We start from the raw sequence: 20,982 nt of genomic DNA on the forward strand, positions 1-20,982 counted from the left end.
TGCGAAATCGCTTCGCGTTAGCCCGTCCCTAACTGTCTTAGAAACAGGAGAGGCGTCCCGAACTGTCGGGCGTGTCCGCTCGGGGGCGGCTGCGCCAGTTGGGTTGCGCGCTTTTCATGGAGTTGTCGGCATCGGGCCAACTGATTGCAGGCTGGCCGATGCCTTGTTGCGTCACGATCGTTCGCATCGCCTGCTGCATTGGAAGGCCCGCATGCATTCGCTCCCTCGCTCGACCTCGCGCCGTGGCCTGTTGCTCGCAGGTGTCAGTTCGATCGCCATCGCAATGGGCTCGCCCGCGGCAGCGCGACCGTTCGGCACGTGGGGTGGCGTCAGCACCGCGGCCACGCAGGCGGCGGTCAGCGCGGCGCAGGCCGCCGCACAGCAGGCGCAGCAGGCCGCGCAGAACTCGCAAGCGTCGATGACGCGCGCCGCTCAGGCGATCCAGGCATTGCAGGCGGCCCAGAGCGCCGCGCGCGGCCTTGCGGCGAGCGCGCCGAGTACGGTGCCCAACGGTCTCAATGCCGGCGGCCTGGTGCCGAACAGCGGCCTCGCCGCATCCGGCGTCGCCAATCCCGTCACCAACTGGGTCGGCGCCAACACGCCGACGCAGACCAGCAGCGGCGGCCAGACCACGGTCAATATCAACCAGACTCAGCCCCAGGCGGTGTTGAACTGGCAATCGTTCAACGTCGGCAGGGACACGACAGTCAATTTCAACCAGCAGGGCAACGCCAACTGGGCAGCGCTGAACAAGATCGCATCGACCGGCGTGCCGAGCCAGATCCTGGGATCGATCAGGGCCGACGGTGCGGTCTATCTGATCAACCAGAACGGCATCATCTTCGGCGGCACCAGCCAGATCAATGTCCATACGTTGATTGCCTCGACGCTGGATCTTCCGTCGAAGCTGAGCGGCGGCAACTATCAGGGCTTCCTGCAGAGCGGACTGTTCTCGCTGTTGGGCGACCCGTTTACCTCTGGTGTTGCAGCCAATGCTGCGTCGGGAGCCACGATCTTTAACCAGGGCAAAGGTGGAAAGGTCACAGTCCAGCCTGGCGCGACCATCGACACGACGGGCAAGCTGAGCGCGAATGGCGACGGCGGTTATGTGGCGTTGCTCGCTGACGGCGGCGTCAGCAACGCCGGTGCGATCAACGCCAGGAATGGCCAGATCATCCTTGCTTCGGACGCTTCCGTCACCCTGGCGACGCCGCTGTCGACAGCCGTCGGCACTCAGACGGCGATGCAGGTCGTCATCGGCACCACCGGCAACGACCCCGTCAACCCGCTACCGTCTGGCTCCGGGGTGGTCACCAACCAGGCCTCCGGGCTGCTGATGTCGAGCTCCGGCGCAGTCACGCTGGCGGGCGGGTCGATCAACCAGCTCGGGGCCATCGTCGCCAGCACCGCGACCACGCGCACTGGCTCAATCAAATTGACGACGGTTTGCGGGCAGGGCACATGCTTACCCGGAACCAATGGCAATATCGTGCTGGGGGCAGCAAGCCTCACCTCGATCCTGCCGGACGAGACCAGCGGAACCCTGCCGACCGCGACGCTCAATACACCGACGTCGACGAACGGCGCCAGCAACGCGCCGTATTTCCAGACGGTGCTGCAGCCGCAAGTCAACATCACGGCGGTGGGCAGCGTCGACGTACAGGGCAGCGGCGCGGGCGGCGCCGGTGCCCTGATCAAGGCGCCCGGCGCCGCGCTGACGATCGGCGCCGACAGTGTTAACGGCACGGTCCTGCTCGAGCAGGGCAGCACCATCGATCTCTCCGGCATCGCCGGCGTCACGCTGCCGATGTCGATCAACCAGATCAGCATCCTCGTCACCGCGGCCGAGGTGGCCGACAGCCCGCTCGCCCAGGCCCTGATCGGCAAGACCGTGACCATCGATGCGCGGCTCAGCGGCACCCGTGCCGACGGCGTGCAGTGGGTCGGCTCGCCGCTGCTCAACGCGGCCGGCTATGTCGGCCTGATCCCGCAGAGCATCGACCAGATCCTCACCGTCGGCGGCAATTTCGCGACGTCGGGAAGGAATGTCGTGCAGCAGCCGGGCGCGAGCATCAACGTGTCGGCCGGCTATGTGCAGTACACCGGCGGCCTGATCAGCACCACCCGCCTGCTCGGAGCCGACGGGCGCATCTACGACATCGGCCGCGCCGATCCCACCATCGCCTATGTCGGCGTCGGCAACGGCTTCACGGTCCTGCACAAGGTCAACGGCGTCGTCGATACGAAGCTGACCGAAATCTATCTCAGCCCATGGGGCGGCGGCAGCAACACGCACTATGAGGCGAGCTACATCACCGGCGCCAATGCCGGCTCGGTCACCGTCGCGGCGATCAATCCGATCGTCAACGACATCATCGGCAATGTGGTGGCGGGCAGCCGCCAGCGCGCGCTGGCGGGATCGTCGAATCTCTCGCCCGCCGACCAGATGCCGAAGGGCGCGTCGCTGAGCATCACGTTTACAGCTGCGGCGGGGGGCAGCAGCCAGCAAAATGTGGTGCTCACACCACAGGCCGACGCCGGATCGGACCCGTACGGCCTGAATGGCTTGAATTTCGCCAACGCATCCAATTGGTCGCCGACGCTCGCCAACGGCGTATTTCCGATCTTCACCGACGTGCTCTCCAATTTATCGCTAGGTGCCGTCTCGATCAAGGGTGCGCAGCGGCTCGACATGGCGACGAACGCCGTTCTGTCGGTGCGGCCCGGCGGCAGCATCACGCTGGATAGCGTTGCGACCATCGACGGCACGCTCAGCGCGCCCGCGGGCCAGATCAGCCTCACCGGCTTCACTTATCCCGTTAAGCAGCCGCAGCAGCCGCCGGTTCCGGCCCTGATCATCGGGCCGCATGCGGTGCTCGACGTGCGCGGGCGCTGGGTCAACGACACCGGTCTGTCGCAGGATCAGCTCGAGGGACGCGCCTACGTCAATGGCGGCAGCGTGAGCATTTCGACAATCGCCGCCAGCGATGGACCGTCCTTTAGTGACGGCCTCTTCATCGACGTTACCCAGAGCATCTTGCTGTCGCCCGGCAGTGTGATCGACGTGTCCGGCGGCGGTTATGTTGATACCACCGGGAAGCTCAAGATCGGATCCGATGGCCTGCCGGTCGGTAAGGGCGGCAGCTTGACCGTATCCTCCTACACCGGTGGCTTCGGCGGCAGTGTCGGCAACAGCCAAGGAATTTCGGCCTACAACGTGACGCCGCACGGCACCAAACCCGACGGCACTGAAAGCCATGCCGATCAGTCCAGTGCGCTGCTGGGAGGCACGATCTATGCCGGCGGCCTCGATGGCGGCGGGACGCTGACGTTGCAGGCTTCGGGCATCACGGTCGATGGCGCCACCACAGAGGTGACGTCCTACGTGTCGGGCGCGACGGCCAGCGCGATCTCGGCTTCCGGCGGATCGCCGGTTGCGGGGCTGATTGTCTCGGACGCGAAGGCCGGTCAGCTCGTTCTGCCGCCCTCGTTCTTCACCAGCGGCGGGTTCTCCCAATACACCCTGAGCGACATCTATGGCGGCACCACGATCACCGCCGGCACGCAGCTGCTGCTGCAACGGCAGCCGACCGCCCTGCTCACAGGCCGCGAGGCGCAGGCTCCGACCGGCGCGCGGGTGCGCGACTTCGCATCGCTGGGACTGCTGCCGGACGGCTTGCGCAAGCCGGTCAGCCTGTCGCTGGGCGGGACGAATGTCCTGATTGATCGCGGCGCGGCCATCGTCACCGATCCGCTGGCCACGGTCACGCTCAGTCCGATTGCGACGGCTGATATTCTCGGCAGCATCGTTGCGCCCGCAGGAACCATTACCGCAACAGGCCAGGAGGTGCGCATCGGCGCCACCGCCGTGCTCGATGTGAGCGGCGTGTTCGTGCCCAATCCGCAGGTGAAAACCTATTCCACCGGCACGGTGCGCGATGGCGGCACCATCTCGCTGTTGGCCACCACCGTGGTGGCGGAACCGGGCGCGCAGTTCAATCTGCAGGGCGCAGCCGTGACCGCGGACAGCAACCTGATCCAGGTGCCGCAGAGTGGTTTCGGACCACACTTCGTCGGGCAGGCAGCCTGGAGCAATGGCGGCAGTCTGCAACTGTCCGGTACGACCGTCTATTTTGCCGGCACCGTCGAGGCGGCCGGCGGTGCGCCGCTTGCGGTCGGCGGCAGCCTTACTATCGGCGTCATCAATCCGAACGCGAAGGGGGCACCGCCGACGCCGGACACCATCGTGGTCGAGCAGCCCGGCGTGGTCGCAACGAACCTGCCGGCTTCGGGCGTCTCGGCGACACCGGGCGCATTCATCGGGGCCGATACGCTGAGCAACAGCGGCTTCGATTCCGTGACGCTCAATGCGGGCAAGATTGCGTTCGACGGTTCGGTCAACGTCTCGATCCCCGGCGCGCTGACCCTTTATGCGCGCAACGGACATGTGGCGATCGCGGATGGGTCCGTCGTCAATCTGAACGCCGGCTACGTTCGGATGGTCGGGGTCGGGGTCGGCGGCGTGTCGATCGTCCCGACCGCCGGCGCCGGCACGTTGAACGTGACGGCGCAATGGATCGACCTCGAGCGCGGCATCGGGCTCGACAACGCCGGCACCGTCAACCTGACCAGCGCGGGCGCCATCCGGCTGCTGCCGCAATACTATGGTTTCATCGACGGCAGCTTCAACTCGGGAGAGGCGGCGTTCGGCGGAGCACTGCTGGTTCCCGGCAATCTTACGCTGCGCGCGGCCGAGATCTATCCGGTCAGCAACACCGATTTCCTGCTGATGTCGTCGGGCGCGATCACGATCGCGCAGAACGGTGTGCCGACGGCGCCGCTCTCAGCCGGTGGAAGCATCGTGGTCAGCGCGCAGACCATCGTACAGGGCGGCACACTGTGGGCGCCGCTCGGCAACATCGTCCTGGGCGTGCGCACCGGCAGCGACGTCCCGGCCCAGTTCATCAAGGCGATTGCCAACGAGGGGGGCGTCAACTTTGCCGCGGGCACCTTCACGCCGACGGCGAACGTGACCCTGACCGCAGGCAGCCTGACCTCCGTTTCGGCAGCCGGCCTGGTGATTCCCGACGGCTACACCGTCGACGGCACCACCTGGTACGAGGGCGCTTCCAACAATCAGGGTGTGCCGGTGCTCGCCGCGCCGCCCAGCAAATCGATCAGCTTGTTCGGTGCCAATGTGGCGACCCAATCCGGCGCCGTGCTCGATCTCAACGGCGGTGGTGATGTTTATGCGACGGAGTTTGTCGCAGGCACCGGTGGCAGCCGCAACGTGCTCGCGACCTACCAGCAGAACCTTGCCAACGGCAGCATCACTCCGACCTACGCTGACGGTCGCCAGGTCTATGCGCTGGTCCCGACCTATTCGGCGACGGTTGCCTCCTACGATTCCAATTTGGCCTTCGCTCCATATTATTCCGGCCTGGTGATTCCGGCCGGCGCCAGCGCCACGGCCGTGGCCGACGCCCGGCAGCCGTTCGCGAACGGAATCGCACCGGGCCAGTCGGTAACCATCGGTGCCGGCAGCGGCATCCCCGCCGGCACCTACACGTTGCTGCCGGGAATGTACGCGACGCTGCCCGGCGCCTACCGCGTTGTGCAGGTCGCCAACAACGTCAATCCGAATACAGTCGCGAGCACCTCCAGCGCCGACGGCTCGCAATACGTCACCGGCACACTCGGCAATACGTTGACCGGCGCGCGTTCGTCGCAATCGGCCGTGTTCCAGCTGCAGTCGCAAGCGGTGTGGTCGCGATACTCCCGCATCGACATCACCTCGGGCACGACGTTCTTCCGCAATCAAGCGCTCGCCGCGGGCAAGGCGCCGCCGCCGCTGCCGATCGACGGCGGTGTGCTTGTGCTTGGCGCCATCAACTCGCTCGACCTTGCCGGCACCAACCGCTTCGCGCCGGGCACCAGCGATCTCGCGCCGGGCCTCGTCGGCGGCGGCGGTCAGGTGCAGATCGGCGGCAGCAACATCCTGATCCGCGCCGCCGACCAGGCGGTGCCGGCGGGCGATTGCCTTGCCGGAAGCGCGCCGGGCTGCACCGGTTCGGTCAACTACCTCGTGCTCGATGCCGATCAGATCAGCCGCCTCGGGGCCTCCTCGGTGCTGATCGGCGGCACCGCTCAAGTCGTCAACGGCATCCAGAACATCACAACCAGCGCGCTCAATCTCGAGGTCCTGACCGACGCGGCGCATCCGTTGACCGGGCCCGAGCTGCTTCTTGTCTCGCTTGCCGGTGACGGAAATCTCGTTACCGGCAGGGGTCTTGTCATCGGCGACGGCAGCGTCATCAGGGCAATCGGCGCAGTGCCAGGCGGTACCGACCGCGACATCACGATCGGCGCGCTGCCGGTCAAACAGTCCGACGGCAGCTATGTCTTCGCCAGCGGCGACGGCGCGCTGCTGCGTGTCTCGAATGGCAGCACGGTGAACGTCAGCCGAATTTATGTCCCCGGGCAATACAGCGGGCCCGGTCCGCTACCGAGCAGCCAGACACCGCTAGGCGCCTTCTCGGTCGGCGCCGGCGCGATCATCGACGGCGGCAACGCGCTGACGCTCGACACCAGCGGCAGCGGCACGCTCGCCTCCAACGCCATCCTGAACGCCAGGAACTACGACATCGCCGGATCGGTCATCAACATCGGCGGCGGCAGCACCGGCATTGTGCTGAATCCTGCGGTGCTGGCGAATTTCAACGATGCGGTCTCGGTCCGGCTGCGCAGCGCGACCGTGATCAACTTGTACGACGCCAGCGGACTGCAGATCGGCGATGCCGCGCATCCGATCGGCACGCTGACCTTCGACAGCGCCGGGCTCTACAGCCAGGGTGGCAACACCACCGTCAATGCCACCAACATCGATCTCGCCAACACCAGTGGCGCGACCGGCACGGGCATCACCGGCGCCGGCGGCATCCTCACGCTCAATGCTTCACAGGTCATCACCGAGGACGTTGGCACCAAGCACCTCGGCGGCTTCAGCCAGATCTATTTCAACGCCGGCAGGGCGGTTGCGTTCAGCGGCAATGGCACGCTCGATACAGGATCGGTTGCGGCTGCGGCGCTGCTGTTCGATATCGGCGGGGTAACGATCGCGAACCCCGGCACCGGCTACACCAGCATCCCTGATGTGACCATCTCGGGCGGCGGCGGATCCGGCGCCCAAGCCGCCGCGTTGCTTGGCGTGGTCAGCTTTGCCGTCGTCAGCGGCGGTTCGGGCTACAGCAATGGCGATCCGGTCACGGTGTCCGGAACCGACAATAATGGCAACCCGGTCACGGCGACCGGTACGGCCATCGTCGATGCCAACGGTGCGCTCACCGGCGTCAAGCTCACCGCGTCCGGCTCCGGCTTCCCCGGTTTTGTCGACTCCATCTCGGTCAATAGCGCCACCGGGGACGGCGGCGCCCAGTTGACCGCGTCGCTAGGCGTGGTCGGCGTGACCGTCACCAATCCGGGCTCCGGTTACACCAGCATGCCGACCTTCTCCTTCGCGAACGGCGGGGGCGGCGTGGCGACAACGGCGCAGGCCGTCGTCAACGTGACGGGAATCAATCTGACCAATCCGGGTGACGGTTACCTGAGCACCCCGACCATCAAGATCAGCGGATCCGGCACGACGGCGACAGCCACCGTGTCCGGCGGCGCCGTCACCGGTGTGACGCTGACCAATGCCGGTACCGGCTATTCGAGCCTGCCGACGCTGACGTTCTCGGGCGGCGGCGCGGCCGCTGCGAACATGGTGCTGTCCGCCCCGGCGATCTTGGTCAATAGCGGCGCGACGCAATCGCTGAGCACGCTGGGCAACATCAGCCTGGTCACCGGCGCGGGTACCAAGCCCGCCAGTGTCGCCAGCAATATCGGCGGCGTTCTCGCCATCGCGGGCGGGTCGATCACGGACAGCGCGACGATCCAGGCGCTGTCCGGCAAGGTCAGCCTGACCGCGACCGCCGGCGACATTGTGCTCGGTAGCGGCGCCCTCATCGATGCGTCCGGCTCGCGCATCACGATCCTCGACGTGGTCCAGGACGCGCCGGGCGGCAATGTGCAACTCGCCTCGACGACCGGCAATGTGATCGTCGGGCAGGGCGCCACCGTCAGCGTCGCTGGGGCAGGCCGCGGTTTTGCCGGGTCGTTGTCGATCCTGGCTGCGAACGCCGCTGTGCTCGACGGCACGCTCGACGGCAGCGCGGCGTTCAAGGACCTCGGCGGCAGCTTTACGCTGCAGGCCAACAGCATCGGCGGGGCCGCCGGCCTGCCGCTGACCGCCTTCACCGGCGGCTTCTCGGTGCGGCTCGGCACCGGCGACATCCGCATCGAGGCCGGCCAGACGCTCAATTCCGGCAAGGTGCTGCTGGTCGCCAACAATGGCAGCGTGGTCGTCAACGGCACCATCGACGCGAGCGGGCCGAGCGGCGGCCAGATATCGCTCTATGGCGCCGGCGTCACCGCGGGCGGCGTGACCACCGGCGGCGTCAGCATCGGCGGCAGCGCAGTGCTCAAGGCGTCCTACGCCGCAGGCGATCCGTCCGATCCGGCCTACGCCGCCGCCAGCCTGGTGCAGACCGGCGGCACCATCACGCTCGGCACCACGGGCACGCCCGACGCAAACGGCGCCGTCAACGCCACCTATGGCTACCAGAACATGTCGACCTCGGGCGCAATCAGCGTCGCCGCGGGCGCCCTGTTCGACGTCAGCGGTGGTCCGGGCGGGCCGAACATCAACAATGCCGGCGGCTCGGTCATCATCCGCGCGCCGATCCTCACGAACAACACCGTCAACGTCGATTTCCGCGGCACCGTCCGCGGCGTGGTCGATGGTGGCGGCAACCCGATCGGCAAGGGTGTCGTGCTCAACCCCTACGCGGTGTGGAGCACCACCGACAGTTCGACCGGCGCGCAGCATTTCGACGGCATCATCGATCCGGCTGGATGGTTCGATGCCGCCGGCAATCCGCTGCCCGGCACCGATCAGAACGGCAACACGACAGATCAGAACGGCAATGCGATCGTGGCGCCGACGCCGCAGGCGCCGCTGGCGACCGGTACGATCTTCATCGTCACGGCGCCGAATGCCGATCACGTCGGCTTCTATCAGAACACGTTGGCGAGCTTCGTCCAGAACCTTGCCGTGACACCGGCAGGCGGCGGCGCGAGCTTCGCCAATATGCATGTGCGGCCCGAGATCGATCTGATCAATCCGAGCCTCGACATCAACAAGGGCAACATCACGGTCGCCAGCAACTGGAATCTGGGCGCAGGCAGCGTCGATGCATCCGGCCACGTCTCGCTGGTGTATCGCACCGCGACCGGCGGCGAGCCCGGGTCGCTGGTCCTGCAAGCGAGGAACAACGTCAACATCAACGCGACGGTGACCGACGGCTTCTTCGTCAACTACACGCCCCGCGGCGGCGACGCCGCCTCGCTTTACGCGAGCGAGCTCAATTCGAGCCTCTATCAAGCCTATCTCGGCATGTTCCCGGACGGTAACAATCTGGTCTACAATTCGAGCGGGATCGTCGACTATCTGGTGAAGACCAACGGCGCATGGTCGGGCCCCTCATCGCCCACAGCATCACCCAGCGCGGCATTCTTCGGGCTCTCGGATGCCGCCTACAATGCGCTCGCGCTGCAGTTCAAGCTGGCGCAGCCGGTCGTTATCTCGTCCGGCGATCCGGCGGTGATCGATCAATACAATCTATATTATTCCCAGTACCTGAGGATGTTCCGCGCCTACGAGACCGAACTGATCGGGGTCAACGTCAACGGGATCAACCCATCGATGACGGGCGTTTCAGCGCAAGGCGGGATCGTGCTGTCGTATGCCGACTTCGTGGCATACACTCAGGCCAGAAACGTCCTCACCCGGCTTGATCCGTCACTCAATGTGATCCCGGCGGCGCCCTCCACGTCAACGTTGTACTACAACCTGACGACCGGCCTGGGCAGGTTGTTGTACAATCCGGGGACCGGCAACGTGGTCGCTGCGTCGGGAGACTATGCTACAAAGTGGACGGCCTATTTCCTCAGTGTCATCAACACCAATCTGGTGAATAGCGGTAAGTTCAAACTGAACAATTTCATCCCCGCGGCGAGCCTCCCGGGCGGCCTGGACAATGCGGCCGGAATTGACTTCGCCGACGGAGTCCTCGCCGCGATCGCGGTGACGCCGCCTGCACCGCCGCCAACCTACACCACCTTGCAGGGTAGCTACATGCCTGCGGGAGATCCGACACCTCCCGCCGACCGGATTGCCAATAACCCGTCGACCTACAATCCGCCTGGCGGCAGAGCTAGTATCGTCTACAACACCACGTCGGCGTCACAACTGATGTCGGCAGCCGTGAGCGGCAAAGGCAGTTTCTCCTACGACATTGTTGCCGGCGCGGCCTTCACCGGCAACACAGCACCCGTCGATCCCAACGCGGTGATCGTTGTGTCCGCACAGTCGCCAACGGTCGCGGGCAACGTCGCCATCGACGGCCACACCTCCTATTCGAATCCCCTCACAGGCACCGGAGGCACAGTCAACGTCCCGACCATTGTGCGCACCGGCACCGGCTCTATCACCATCTCGGCCGCCGGCAATGTCGAATTGCGCGATCAGCTGACACCTGGCGCCGTGTACACGGCAGGCGCCGCCACAGCTACGCCGGCAGATTTTATCGCTCCGACGCTGCCTGTTGGCTACGCACTTAGGTCGAACGGTTTCGTTAGTGCGCCGGCCTGGGCCACCGGTGGTGGTTCGGTCACGGTGACCGCCGGCGGCTCGATTATCGGCATCGAGATGCCGATCGATGTCGATGGCAACCAAACCGGTGTTGCCGGTGCCTCGACCGGTCAGATGTGGAGCGACTGGTACATCCACTATGGCCTGTCGAACGGCACGTCGACGCCATTCGCGGGTTGCGCTTCCGTGGGCTCGGTCGCCTGCCAGACTGCGGCCTGGGTCAACTACGCCACCTTCTTCCAGGGCTTCGGGGCGCTCGGCGGCGGCAACATCACGCTGTCGGCGGGCGCCGACATCATCGATATCGGCGCGTCGCTTCCGGAGACGCTCGTGGTCGGTGGCGGCTTCACGTCGGCCAATCCGCCCAAGGTGACGTATTACGGCGGCGGCAATCTCAGTGTGACGGCTGGCGGCAACCTCCTGAGCAGCGATTTCCTGGTTGGCCGCGGCGCCGGCCTGATCAAGGTGGGCGGCGCGGTCCAGGCTACCACCAGCAATCCGTTGAACCAGGGCCTTCCGACCGTCGGGATCACCAACGACGGTGGCTCTGTCGTGGGCACCTACGCGCTGCCTTTGCTGCTCGCGGTGCAGGACGGCTTCATCACCCTTGCTGCGCGTGGTTCTGTGACGCTCGGTAACGTTTACGATCCTGCTACATTGCCGCTCAACCTCGGGATACAGGCCGACCCTACGAGATATCTGCCTGGCGCGTCGCCTGATCTCTTCAACGCCAGCAACGTTGCCTGGAGCAATTATTTCACCAGCTATGGTTCCGGCAGCGGCATTTCGCTGACCAGTATTACCGGTGACGTGGCGGCTCCGACTGTTTCGTCGGCCAATAACGGAAGCTCGCTGATCGCTGGGCTTTTTGTGCACAATGCGGGCAACCCGATCCTCGGTGGGTTCGCGAATGCCTCGATTGTCGGCTTGCTGCTCCCGGCCACGCTTGACCTCACAGCACTTAACGGAAATCTGACCCTCAGCAAGACGGATGTTAGTAGCTTGGTGCCGAGCAACACCGGCACCGTCAACCTTGTCGCGGCAGGAACCGTCAACCTCGGGGCGGGTCTTGCGATGCCCGATCTCGATCCCAGCACCGCGCGATACGTCGGCTCAAACAGTGATCAAAACGCGTTAGTCAGCAACTCCATCAACCCGCTCGGGCTGCCTTGGGCGACCCTGACGCAGGCGCTGCACGCGAACGATCCCGTGCCCGTCGTCATCTCAGCCGGCAAGGATATCTACGCCGTCAACACCGATGCCGGCTTTGGCTCCAGTCTGACGCTGATCAAGCCGGCGCGGATCGAAGCAGGCAACAACATCTACGCGGGGATAGCCCAGGGCGGCGGCGTTTCGACGACCAGCAACGGCACGCCGCAGGCCAATATCAGTTTGACCTTCATCGGCCAGAACAACAACGCGACCGACATCACCAGCATCGCTGCCGGCAACGATCTGGTCGGCGGTTCCTATCTTCTCTATGGCCCCGGCACCTTCGTGCTGCAGGCCGGTCACGACCTGGGTCCGTTCTCGGCTTCCGACGTGCCGACCCGCGGCATCGCGACGCTCGGCAACGGCAGCGCGGTCGGCGGCGCATTCGCTGGTCTGCCGACAAATCCGCTCAAGCCCTATCTGCCGTCCAAGGGCGCCGAGCTCGATCTGCTGTTCGGCGTGAAGCCCGGCATCAACTACGCGGCAGCGATCGCCGATTACGTCGATCCGGCGCATGCCGGCACCGGCGGCATCGATTTCCTCACCGACATCGCCGCCGTCCTCGGCCAGCCGCGCGATCAGGCTTGGGCCGCCTTCCAGGGCCTGCCGCAGGCGCGGCAGCAACTACTGGTCAACCGCGCCTTCCTCGACTTCCTGGTCCAGGTGGGCAAGGACTTCAAGAATCCGTCGAGTCCCTATTTCGGTCAGTACGCGCGCGCCTATACCGCGATCTCCACGCTGTTCCCGGCCGGCTACGGCTACACCGACGACAGCCTGAGCGTCGGCGGCAAGGCCGCGCCGAAGATCGCAACCGGCAGGTTCAACGTCGCGGCCTCCGTGCTCGAGACCCAGATGGGCGGCGACATCAACATCCTCGGGCCGGGCGGCGGCATCACCGTCGGCCACTCCTCGCTGGATACCTTGAGCCCGAGTCAGGAAGGCATCCTGACGCTCGGCGGCGGCGCCATCCGTGCCTTTGCCAACGACTCGATCCTGGTGAACCAGAGCCGCATCATGACCCAGCAGGGCGGCGACATCGGCCTGTTCACCGCCAATGGCGACATCAGCGCCGGCGCCGGACCGAAGACCTATGTCTCGAGCCCTGCACTCAGCGAGATCTGCACCGTTGACGGCTATTGCTACATCAACCCGCAGGGGCTGGTGACGGGCGCCGGCATCGCCGCGCTGGTCACGCTGCCGGGGCAGGATCCGACCAAGAGCAACGTCACCCTGATCGCGCCGCGCGGCACCATCGATCTCGGCTCGGCGGGCATTCGCGGCAACGAGATCACGCTGGTCGCGCCGGTCGTGCTCAACGCGTTCAACCTGCAGGCCACCGGCACGGTGACGGGCCTCGCCTCCACGCCAACGCCGAGCACCACGCTGTCCGCGGTCAACAACAACGCAACCGCTGCGACCCAGCAGGCCGGCCAACCCGCGCCGAACAAGCCCAACGACCAGCCTTCGATCGTAATTGTCGAGGTGCTGGGCTATGGCGGCAGCGGCGGCGATGACGCGACGCCGGGCAGCAGCGGCGGCGGCAGCCAGAAGCCGAACGGCAGCGATGACGAGCGCCGACGCCGCGGCGGTGAGCAGTAGCAGTCTTTGCCGCGGTCATGTCGGCAGTCACCTCCGTAGCCCGGGTGAGCGAAGCGATACCCGGGTTCGCATGCGGATCGGATCCCGGATGTCGCTGCGCTCATTCGGGCTACGCAATGCCTTCAGCTCACGGTTCAGAGGAACAGGGACGCACTTCGTGCGCCCTGTAGGGTCCCATGACGTCATCCGCATCAATCGCATCCGCGCCATCAGCCCCAGTCACCGAGACTGATGCCCTAAGCGCTCTGCTTGCGCCCGAACGTCTCACCGCGGTGGTCGATATCGGCGCCAACCCGATCGACGTCCCGCCCTATGTGCCGCTGCTGCAGAAGCGGCTGTGCCGGCTGTTCGGCTTCGAGCCGCAGCCCAGCGCGTTGGCCGAGCTGAATGCCCGCAAGAGCGACCTCGAAACCTATCTGCCCTATGTCATTGGCAACGGCGAGCAGGCCCGCCTTCGCGTCTGTGCCGCGCCCGGGATGACCAGCCTGCTGGAGCCCGATCCGCTGATGCTGAAGCACTTTCAGGGCTTCAACGAATGGGGCCGCATCATCGCCGACAGCAAGATCGCGACCCACAGGCTCGATGACATCGGCGAGATCGATGCGTTGGATTACCTCAAGATCGACGTGCAGGGCTCGGAGCTTGCGATCTTCCAGAATGGGCGGCGGCGTCTCGCGGAGACGGTCGTCATCCAGACCGAGGTCTCGTTTCTCCCGCTGTACAAGCAGCAGCCGGTGTTCGGCGAGATCGACCTCGAGCTGCGCAGCCAGGGCTTCATTCCCCATGCCCTGATGGCGATCGACAAGCGCATGATCTGGCCGATGCGCGGCGTCAATCCCTACGAGGCGTTCAATCAGCTGGTCGAGGCCGACGCCGTCTATGTCCGCGATTTCACCAAGGCCGACGCGATGAGCGCCGAGCAGCTCAAGCATCTCGCGCTGGTCGCCCATCACTGCTACGGCTCCTACGATCTCGCGGCGATCTGCATCCAGCATTTGCTCAACCGCGACGCGATCGTCCCCCATGCGGGAAGCCGCTATTTCGAGCTCGCCGCGGCGCACCGCGCCGCGGCCAAGGCCAGCTGAGGGACCGGCTGAGACGGCAAGGAAACAGCCGGGCCCCGATCAAGAGCCCGGCTGCTGATGTCTCGCGTGAAATCGTGATCCGCAGCGTCCCGGATCACGATCTCATATTGGGCGTTACTTCGCGCCGCCGGTGACGCCGGTGCAGCCGTCGGTCTGCGTGCCCGACGTGCTGTAGGCCGCGATCGCGGTCGACGAACCGCCGGCCGCGCTCGAGGTCAGGTAGGCATTCAGGACGTTGGTCGCCCACACGCCGTCGAGCTCGTGGAAGCCGTTGTTGCGAATGACCTTGGCGACATTCGGATCATAGCCGGGATTGTCGGAGTTCGAGGTCGCCGGATTGTAGTTCGGCAGCCCGGTGATCGATCCGCCGAAGTACCAGGCAAGCCAGTTCTTCACGGCGGGCACCCGCGTCCCGGCCGTGTCGCCGTAGCAGCTATACACGTTGAGGAAGCTCGCGCCGGTGACCGGATAGTCGGTCTGCGACTGCAGCGGGATGCCGATGACGGACAGGCCGTCATAGGTCACGCCGCCAACGACGGTGCCGGCGGGATAGAGCTGGGCATACAGGTTCCAGGCATCATAGCTGCTGGTGATGTCCGGGGCCGTCAGGTTGGCGAACGCCTGCTGGGCATTGTTCGGCGTCGGCGGGACGAAGTTCTGTGCCCTGCCGTTGCTGCCGACCTGGCCCGGATGATAGATGCCGAGCAGGCGCTGCCGTTCGTTCTGGATGCTGGCCGACAGCGGCGCCGCCGCGGAGATCGTGGTCCCGGCGATTTCCTCGGTCACGGTCTGCGCATAGGGCTGCGTGTAGTCGGCGCTGAGATAGCCGATCCGGCCGGCGAAGCGCGGGTCCGTGCCGATCTTGAGCGCTTCGTGGTTGCTGCCCGAGGCGCTGATCCAATGCGGATCCGGACGTTCCTCGTCGTCATCCACGTCGTAGGGGTCGCTCTGGTCGGAGCTCTTCACCGCCCTGATGTTGTCGAGCAGGCGGGAGAATTTGCCCGCCGGCAGGTTCGCGGTGGTGCTGCCGCCGACGCCGACGCCGGTGAAGATCTTCTTGTAGTTGTAGGTGCCGGTCGGGTCGAGCAGCGGGCAGAGGTTGGCAAGGTAGTTGGTGAGGATGAAGCTCGCGCCGGCATCGTCCGCACGGTAGACCACCTTGATCGGCAGCCGGCCGCTGGTATAGGCGACCGGGGTCAGCGAGCCGTTGGTGTTGGCGTCGTAGAAGTGCTGGAATTGCTGCACGCCGTTGGCGTCGAGCGCGGGGATCAGCGTCGAGGTGTCGTGCCAGTCCGTCACGGTCGCCGAGAAGATCGCGCAGAGCTGGGCGGCCGAGAGCTGGATCGCTCCGCCGGCCTGGCTGTTCGGCGACAGCGCCGACTGGTTGGTCCAGGTCACGCCCAAGGCGGAATTCGCGGTGTTGACCGCGATCGCAACCGGGACTTCCATGGCCGGGACCTGGATCGGCGCGCCGACGACCGAAGTGTTGAAGCTGGCGGACGAGCTGCTCAGGGCGCCGATCAGCAGCGTGTTCTGCCAATTGGTCGACGGGACGAAATTGCTGAACGAGATGGTGGTCAGGCTGGCAATCGAGCTGGCGAGCGGCGCGTCGCTGGCGGCGAAGTCGAGCCGCGGATAGGGATAGCTCTTGAAGGCCGCATTGGCGGTGTCGCGGAACGGCGGCTTGGCCGAGGGCTTGCGCACCACGGCCGGCGCGGAGTCCGGGCTGCCGCGGAACAGTTGCCGCGCATCGTCGGCGATGTAGGCGCGCTGGCCGTTGCCGGAGCCGACGGCGGCGAACAGGCCCTCGACTGAGGTCGAGAACATGGTGCAGCTGGTCGGCAGCAGGTTCGGGCTCGGCACAGCCGTCGTGAAGCTCGGCGAGAACGCCTGGCCGTCATTGGCCAGCGTCGAGCCCGCATAGCAGTCGAAGATCTGCCGCAGCGCCAGCGACGACAGCGTGCTGCCGCCGCCGTAGATGCCGGTTTGGGCCGCAGCCGGTTGCTGGGCTCCGATCATGGCAGCGGCCGACAACACGACCAGCGAGGTCGTGCCCAGCACGCGTTCGGCGAACGATTTCGTCTTCATGATAACCTTCCCTGTTTTTGTTGCGTGACACAGCAGCGCCGCGCGACCGCCTGACGGCCTCGTGATGTCCGGAACGTCTTGTTCGATGGCTTGTGAATGGGACGGCGATGAAGAAGACCTTGCAGGAACGTCTCAAGACAATCGAAGTTGTTCGCCGCGCAGGGCGAACAGCCCTGCGCGTCGTCGTCGGCATCGGCGCCGATGTGGCTCACACCCCTAAGACAATTCGAGCTGGCGCGACGCGCAGCTGGCTTGCGGTGATTTTTAGGGCCGGTGAGTTCTCGGACGCCCGGTGGCGCTATCCGATGTGAAGGCTTGATTACAATGAGGGAGGCGGCGCGGCGTGAGACATCCCCCGATGCCGCAATTGATCGTGAACCCGCCGCTATCCAACGCGGGTGCGAGACTGTAATGAGAGCGCTGGCTGCGGGCGTCGGGGGGCGCTGGTGGGCCGCGATCGACTTGACGTGCCTGTCACCAGGCGATCGGACTTTACGACATAACGATGGATTTGACGTGGCGAAGACCAAGAAGGCCCGCGCGGCTGCTGGCGCGAAGAAGAACAGCAAGGGATCGACGCGTTCCGGGATCTCATCCTCCTCGCCACTCGGCATGCTGGCGCTGCATCTTCTCGAGCAATGGAAGAAGTCCGGGCGCGACGGCATCGTTTTTCTCGCGGACAGCGAGAACAGGGCAGAGCGCCTCGGCAGCGTGCTGCATTCGCTCGATCCTTCGCTCGACGTGCTGGTGTTCCCGAGGCTGAATACCTTGCCGTTTGACGGGCTGGAGCCGGCGCACGAGATCGCCGGCAGGCGGAGCTCGGTGTTGCGGCGTCTTGCCAAGAGCAGGAAGCCTGTCTTTCTGGTGTCGACGGCGGAGGCGATCATGGAACGGTTGCCGCTGCCCGCCAGCTGGGGCCGCCTCAGCATCAGCCTGAAGGTCGGTGCGCGCTATTCCGAGCAGGATCTCAAGGATCGTCTGGAAGCCCTGGGATACGATCTCGACGAAGAGGCGGATTATCCCGGAAGCGTCCTGTTCCACGGAATGACGTTCGAAGTGTTTCCTGCCGGCGCCCTCGGGCCGTACAGGATCGAGCATTCCGGTGGCGTGATCCGCAGGATCGCCGGGGTCGATCCCAACGAACACGACGTCGTGTTCGACACCCAGGAGCTGCTGATCGATCCGATGTCGGAACGGATCGCGTTGGGAGGCAAGCGGGCACAGCGGGCGGCGCTGCCGGATTATTGTGAGCGCGCCCACTGGATCGCGGACGCCGGAGTTGCGGGTCATGCCGATAGCTGGCTGAGCACGATCAAGGAGGCGGCCGGCCGCAGAGAGACGGAGCGCGAGTACTTCGGCCCCGTCGACTGGAAGCGGCTGACCAAGCGCATGAGTGCGCTGCCTCGCAAGGCGGCGTTCATCCCGACGCCCGATTTCTCAAAGGTCGCCTCGTCGCGAAAGGCGCTCCGCGCCTTTGTCGCCGACACGCAGCGCGCCGGATCGCGGCTGGTGTTTGTTGCGGCGGTGGAGGACGATTTGCGCGCGATCGAACGCATGAGCGGGATCAAGGCGGAGCGCGTCGGAGGTTGGAGCGAGGCAGCGAAGGGGCGGGGTGGCGAAGCGGCGCTGCTGGCTGACTTCGATACCGGCTTCATCGGTTCGGGCCGCAAGCCGGTTGTGGTCGTGACGGCGACCGACGTGCTCGGCAGCCGCGCTCATCATCCGCAGCCTATGGCCAGAGCCTGGGGTGCGGCATTCGATCATCCCGACGTGCCGGAGCGCGGCGCGGTCGTCGTTCATCTGCCGCGCGGGCTGGCCGTGCTCGATGGCTTGCAAACCCTCGACATGGGTAAGGGATCATCGCGCGAGATGATCAGGCTGGGATTTGCCGGGGATGATGCCGTGCTCGTCCCGCCCGCCGACCTTGCGCTGATCTGGCCGTATGCGGCGGAGCGCGGCAAGCTGACCTTGGACAAGGCGGACGGAAGCACGTGGTGGGCGCGACGGACCAAGGCGGAGCAGGAGATTCAACTTGCCGCCAAGGCGCTTGCCAAGCACATCGCGCAGCGACGCCGCCGGCGCGCGCCCAAGCTGGTCGCGCCCGGACCCGCATACGAGCGGTTCGTCGCGCGCTTTCCGTATTTCACGACAGTCGACCAGGCGAAGGCTATCCGGGACGTGCTCGATGACCTTGCGTCGGGTCATCCGATGGACCGGGTCGTCTGCGGCGACGTCGGGTTTGGCAAAACCGAGGTTGCCTTGCGCGCGGCGGCGGCCGTTGCCCTGTCAGGCAAGCAGGTTGCCGTCGTCGTGCCGACGACCGTTCTGGCAAGGCAGCACGTCGCGACGTTCCGCAAACGGTTTGCTCCGCTCGGCATCGAGGTCGGAAGCTTGTCGCGCGCGACGTCGGCTGCGGAGATGAAGCAGACCAAGGAAGGCCTGCGAAGCGGAAAGATGAAGATCGTGGTCGGCACGCAGGCGATCGCATCGAAGGACGTGAAATTCGCCAAACTGAGCCTGGTCATTGTCGACGAAGAGCAGCACTTCGGGGCAGCGGAGAAGGCGAAGCTTTCGGGCCTGGCGAAGAGCGTCCATACGCTTTGGATGAGTGCCACGCCGATCCCGCGGACGCTTGCGGCAGGTCTCGCCGGATTTAGGGACCTGAGCGTGATCGCATCCCCGCCGGTCCATCGGCTTCCGGTCGTGACCAAGATCGCGCCACTTTCGGACGCCGCCATTGCCGCTGCACTGCTGCGCGAGCAGCGACGTCACGGGCAAAGTTTCCTGATCTGTCCGCGCATCCAGGATCTGGATCCGCTGTTGGCGCGCGTGCAGGCGGTGGCTCCGGAGCTGCGCATCGTTTGCCTGCATGGCAAACTACCGGCCGACGAGATTGACGATCGCATGATGAGCTTCGTCGAAGGCGAGGCCGACGTGTTGCTGGCGACCAACATCGTGGAAAGCGGTCTCGACATTCCCCGGGCGAACACCATCGTGGTCTGCTGGCCGGAAAAGTTTGGTCTGGCGCAGCTCCACCAGCTCAGAGGGCGGGTGGGACGCGGTGGCACGCGCGCCTTCGCATACATGCTGACGGAATCGAACTCGGAGCAATCCGGCAAGCGTTTGGCCGTTCTCGAGGAGTTCAGCCGACCGGGCGCCGGTTTCGCGATCAGCGAGCGCGATCTGGACCTCAGAGGTGCCGGAGATCTGCTTTCCGAGCGGCAATCCGGTCACGTGCAGGTTTTCGGACCGGTGCTTTATAGCCACCTTCTGAAACAGGCTTCGGAGAAGACCAATGATCGGTCCGCGGATCTTTGGGTGCCCGACCTCAACCTTCCACTCGCCGATCTGCTGCCCAAGAATTATGTGCAATCGGAATCCATGCGCCTCGAAATCTATGGCCGCGTCGCGAGGTGCCGAAACGAAGACGATCTGGAAGATCTGGAGGAAGAGACCTCTCGCCGCTTCGGCAAGCTGCCGCCGGCCGGCCGGGATTTCTTCACAGCGGCAAGGCTCAGGATCGACTGCAAGCGGCGAGGTATCGTGAGGCTCGACGTCGGGCCGGAGGCCGTCGCAGCGACGTTTCTGCCGGGGCGGCTGCCCAAATCCAGAGCACGGTCGCTCCAACGCGATGGCGATCGCGTCTTTTATTCAGGCAAGACTAATGAGCCGCCGTTCGAGCGGATCGATGATCTGCTCGATATTTTGGACGAGTGAGTACGGCGTTACTCCCGGCCAAGCCTTCGTCGTTGGCGATCTCCGATGCGACCGATCGCGCCGCCGCCTCACGGCGCCGGCTGACGCTCGTCCGATGCGAGTCTTGTGACTGCATCGGACTGCTTTGCGTCATGTGAGTACGTCACGCGAGCAGTGGAGATATTTTCATCGTGTGACGGCTGCGGAGAGCAAATCGACTGATTCCGTGCGCTGACATCGCCGTGACATGTAGGGCCGGTAGTGCACATGTAAGGCGGTCCGTCCGCCGGCTTCCAGCCTGCTCCGAGCAATCGGAATGCCCCCTTCAGGCGTGAGTCGACGGTATCTGGCGCGGGCTATGTTGCTCAGGTACCGGTGTTTTTGGCCGAAATATTGTGCACGGAGCCGGAATCAGCGGCGCCAAAACAGGCTCCGATTTTCACTTTCTCCGTAACAATACCCGTTTTGCACATCGTTCCGCCCGCTGTTGCCCAAACTTGTGCCCGCTAGCGGTATCTCAAATATTATCTTTATATTTCAATGGCTTGT

At 65.3% G+C, this 20,982-nt stretch carries 5 protein-coding genes; 4 read left to right on the top strand and 1 reads right to left on the bottom strand.

Translation table 11 applies throughout. The features are described from left to right. Positions 1-211: 211 nt before the first annotated feature. Both ACOIX3_RS11520 and ACOIX3_RS11525 read left to right on the top strand, forming a co-directional pair. Entirely contained in the window at positions 212-13,564 is a 13,353-nt protein-coding gene (locus ACOIX3_RS11520; protein ID WP_420969891.1) for a filamentous haemagglutinin family protein, read from the top strand. Positions 13,565-13,740: 176 nt separating this feature from the next. Continuing rightward, positions 13,741-14,649 carry an FkbM family methyltransferase gene (locus ACOIX3_RS11525; RefSeq protein WP_420969893.1) on the top strand — a complete coding sequence of 303 codons (909 nt, stop codon included), beginning with the start codon at positions 13,741-13,743 and terminating at the stop codon, positions 14,647-14,649. Between the two features lie 114 nt (positions 14,650-14,763). Here the strand turns inward: ACOIX3_RS11525 and ACOIX3_RS11530 are convergent, their stop codons facing one another. Next, positions 14,764-16,737 carry a substrate-binding domain-containing protein gene (locus tag ACOIX3_RS11530; RefSeq protein WP_420969895.1) on the bottom strand — a complete coding sequence of 658 codons (1,974 nt, stop codon included), beginning with the start codon at positions 16,735-16,737 and terminating at the stop codon, positions 14,764-14,766. A gap of 107 nt (positions 16,738-16,844) precedes the next feature. Here ACOIX3_RS11530 and ACOIX3_RS11535 point away from each other — a divergent pair, with 107 nt between their 5' ends. Together ACOIX3_RS11535 and ACOIX3_RS11540 are read left to right on the top strand one after the other, a co-directional pair. Further along, positions 16,845-17,048: a hypothetical protein gene (locus tag ACOIX3_RS11535; RefSeq protein ID WP_420969896.1), complete on the top strand. Its 204-nt coding sequence runs from the start codon at positions 16,845-16,847 to the stop codon at positions 17,046-17,048. Positions 17,049-17,349: 301 nt separating this feature from the next. Further along, on the top strand, positions 17,350-20,454 hold the full coding sequence (locus tag ACOIX3_RS11540; protein WP_420971714.1) for a DEAD/DEAH box helicase: 3,105 nt from the start codon (positions 17,350-17,352) through the stop codon (positions 20,452-20,454). Positions 20,455-20,982: the final 528 nt, after the last annotated feature.

This window comes from Bradyrhizobium sp. B120, from assembly GCF_049075665.1.
Taxonomy (GTDB): Bacteria; Pseudomonadota; Alphaproteobacteria; order Rhizobiales; family Xanthobacteraceae; genus Bradyrhizobium.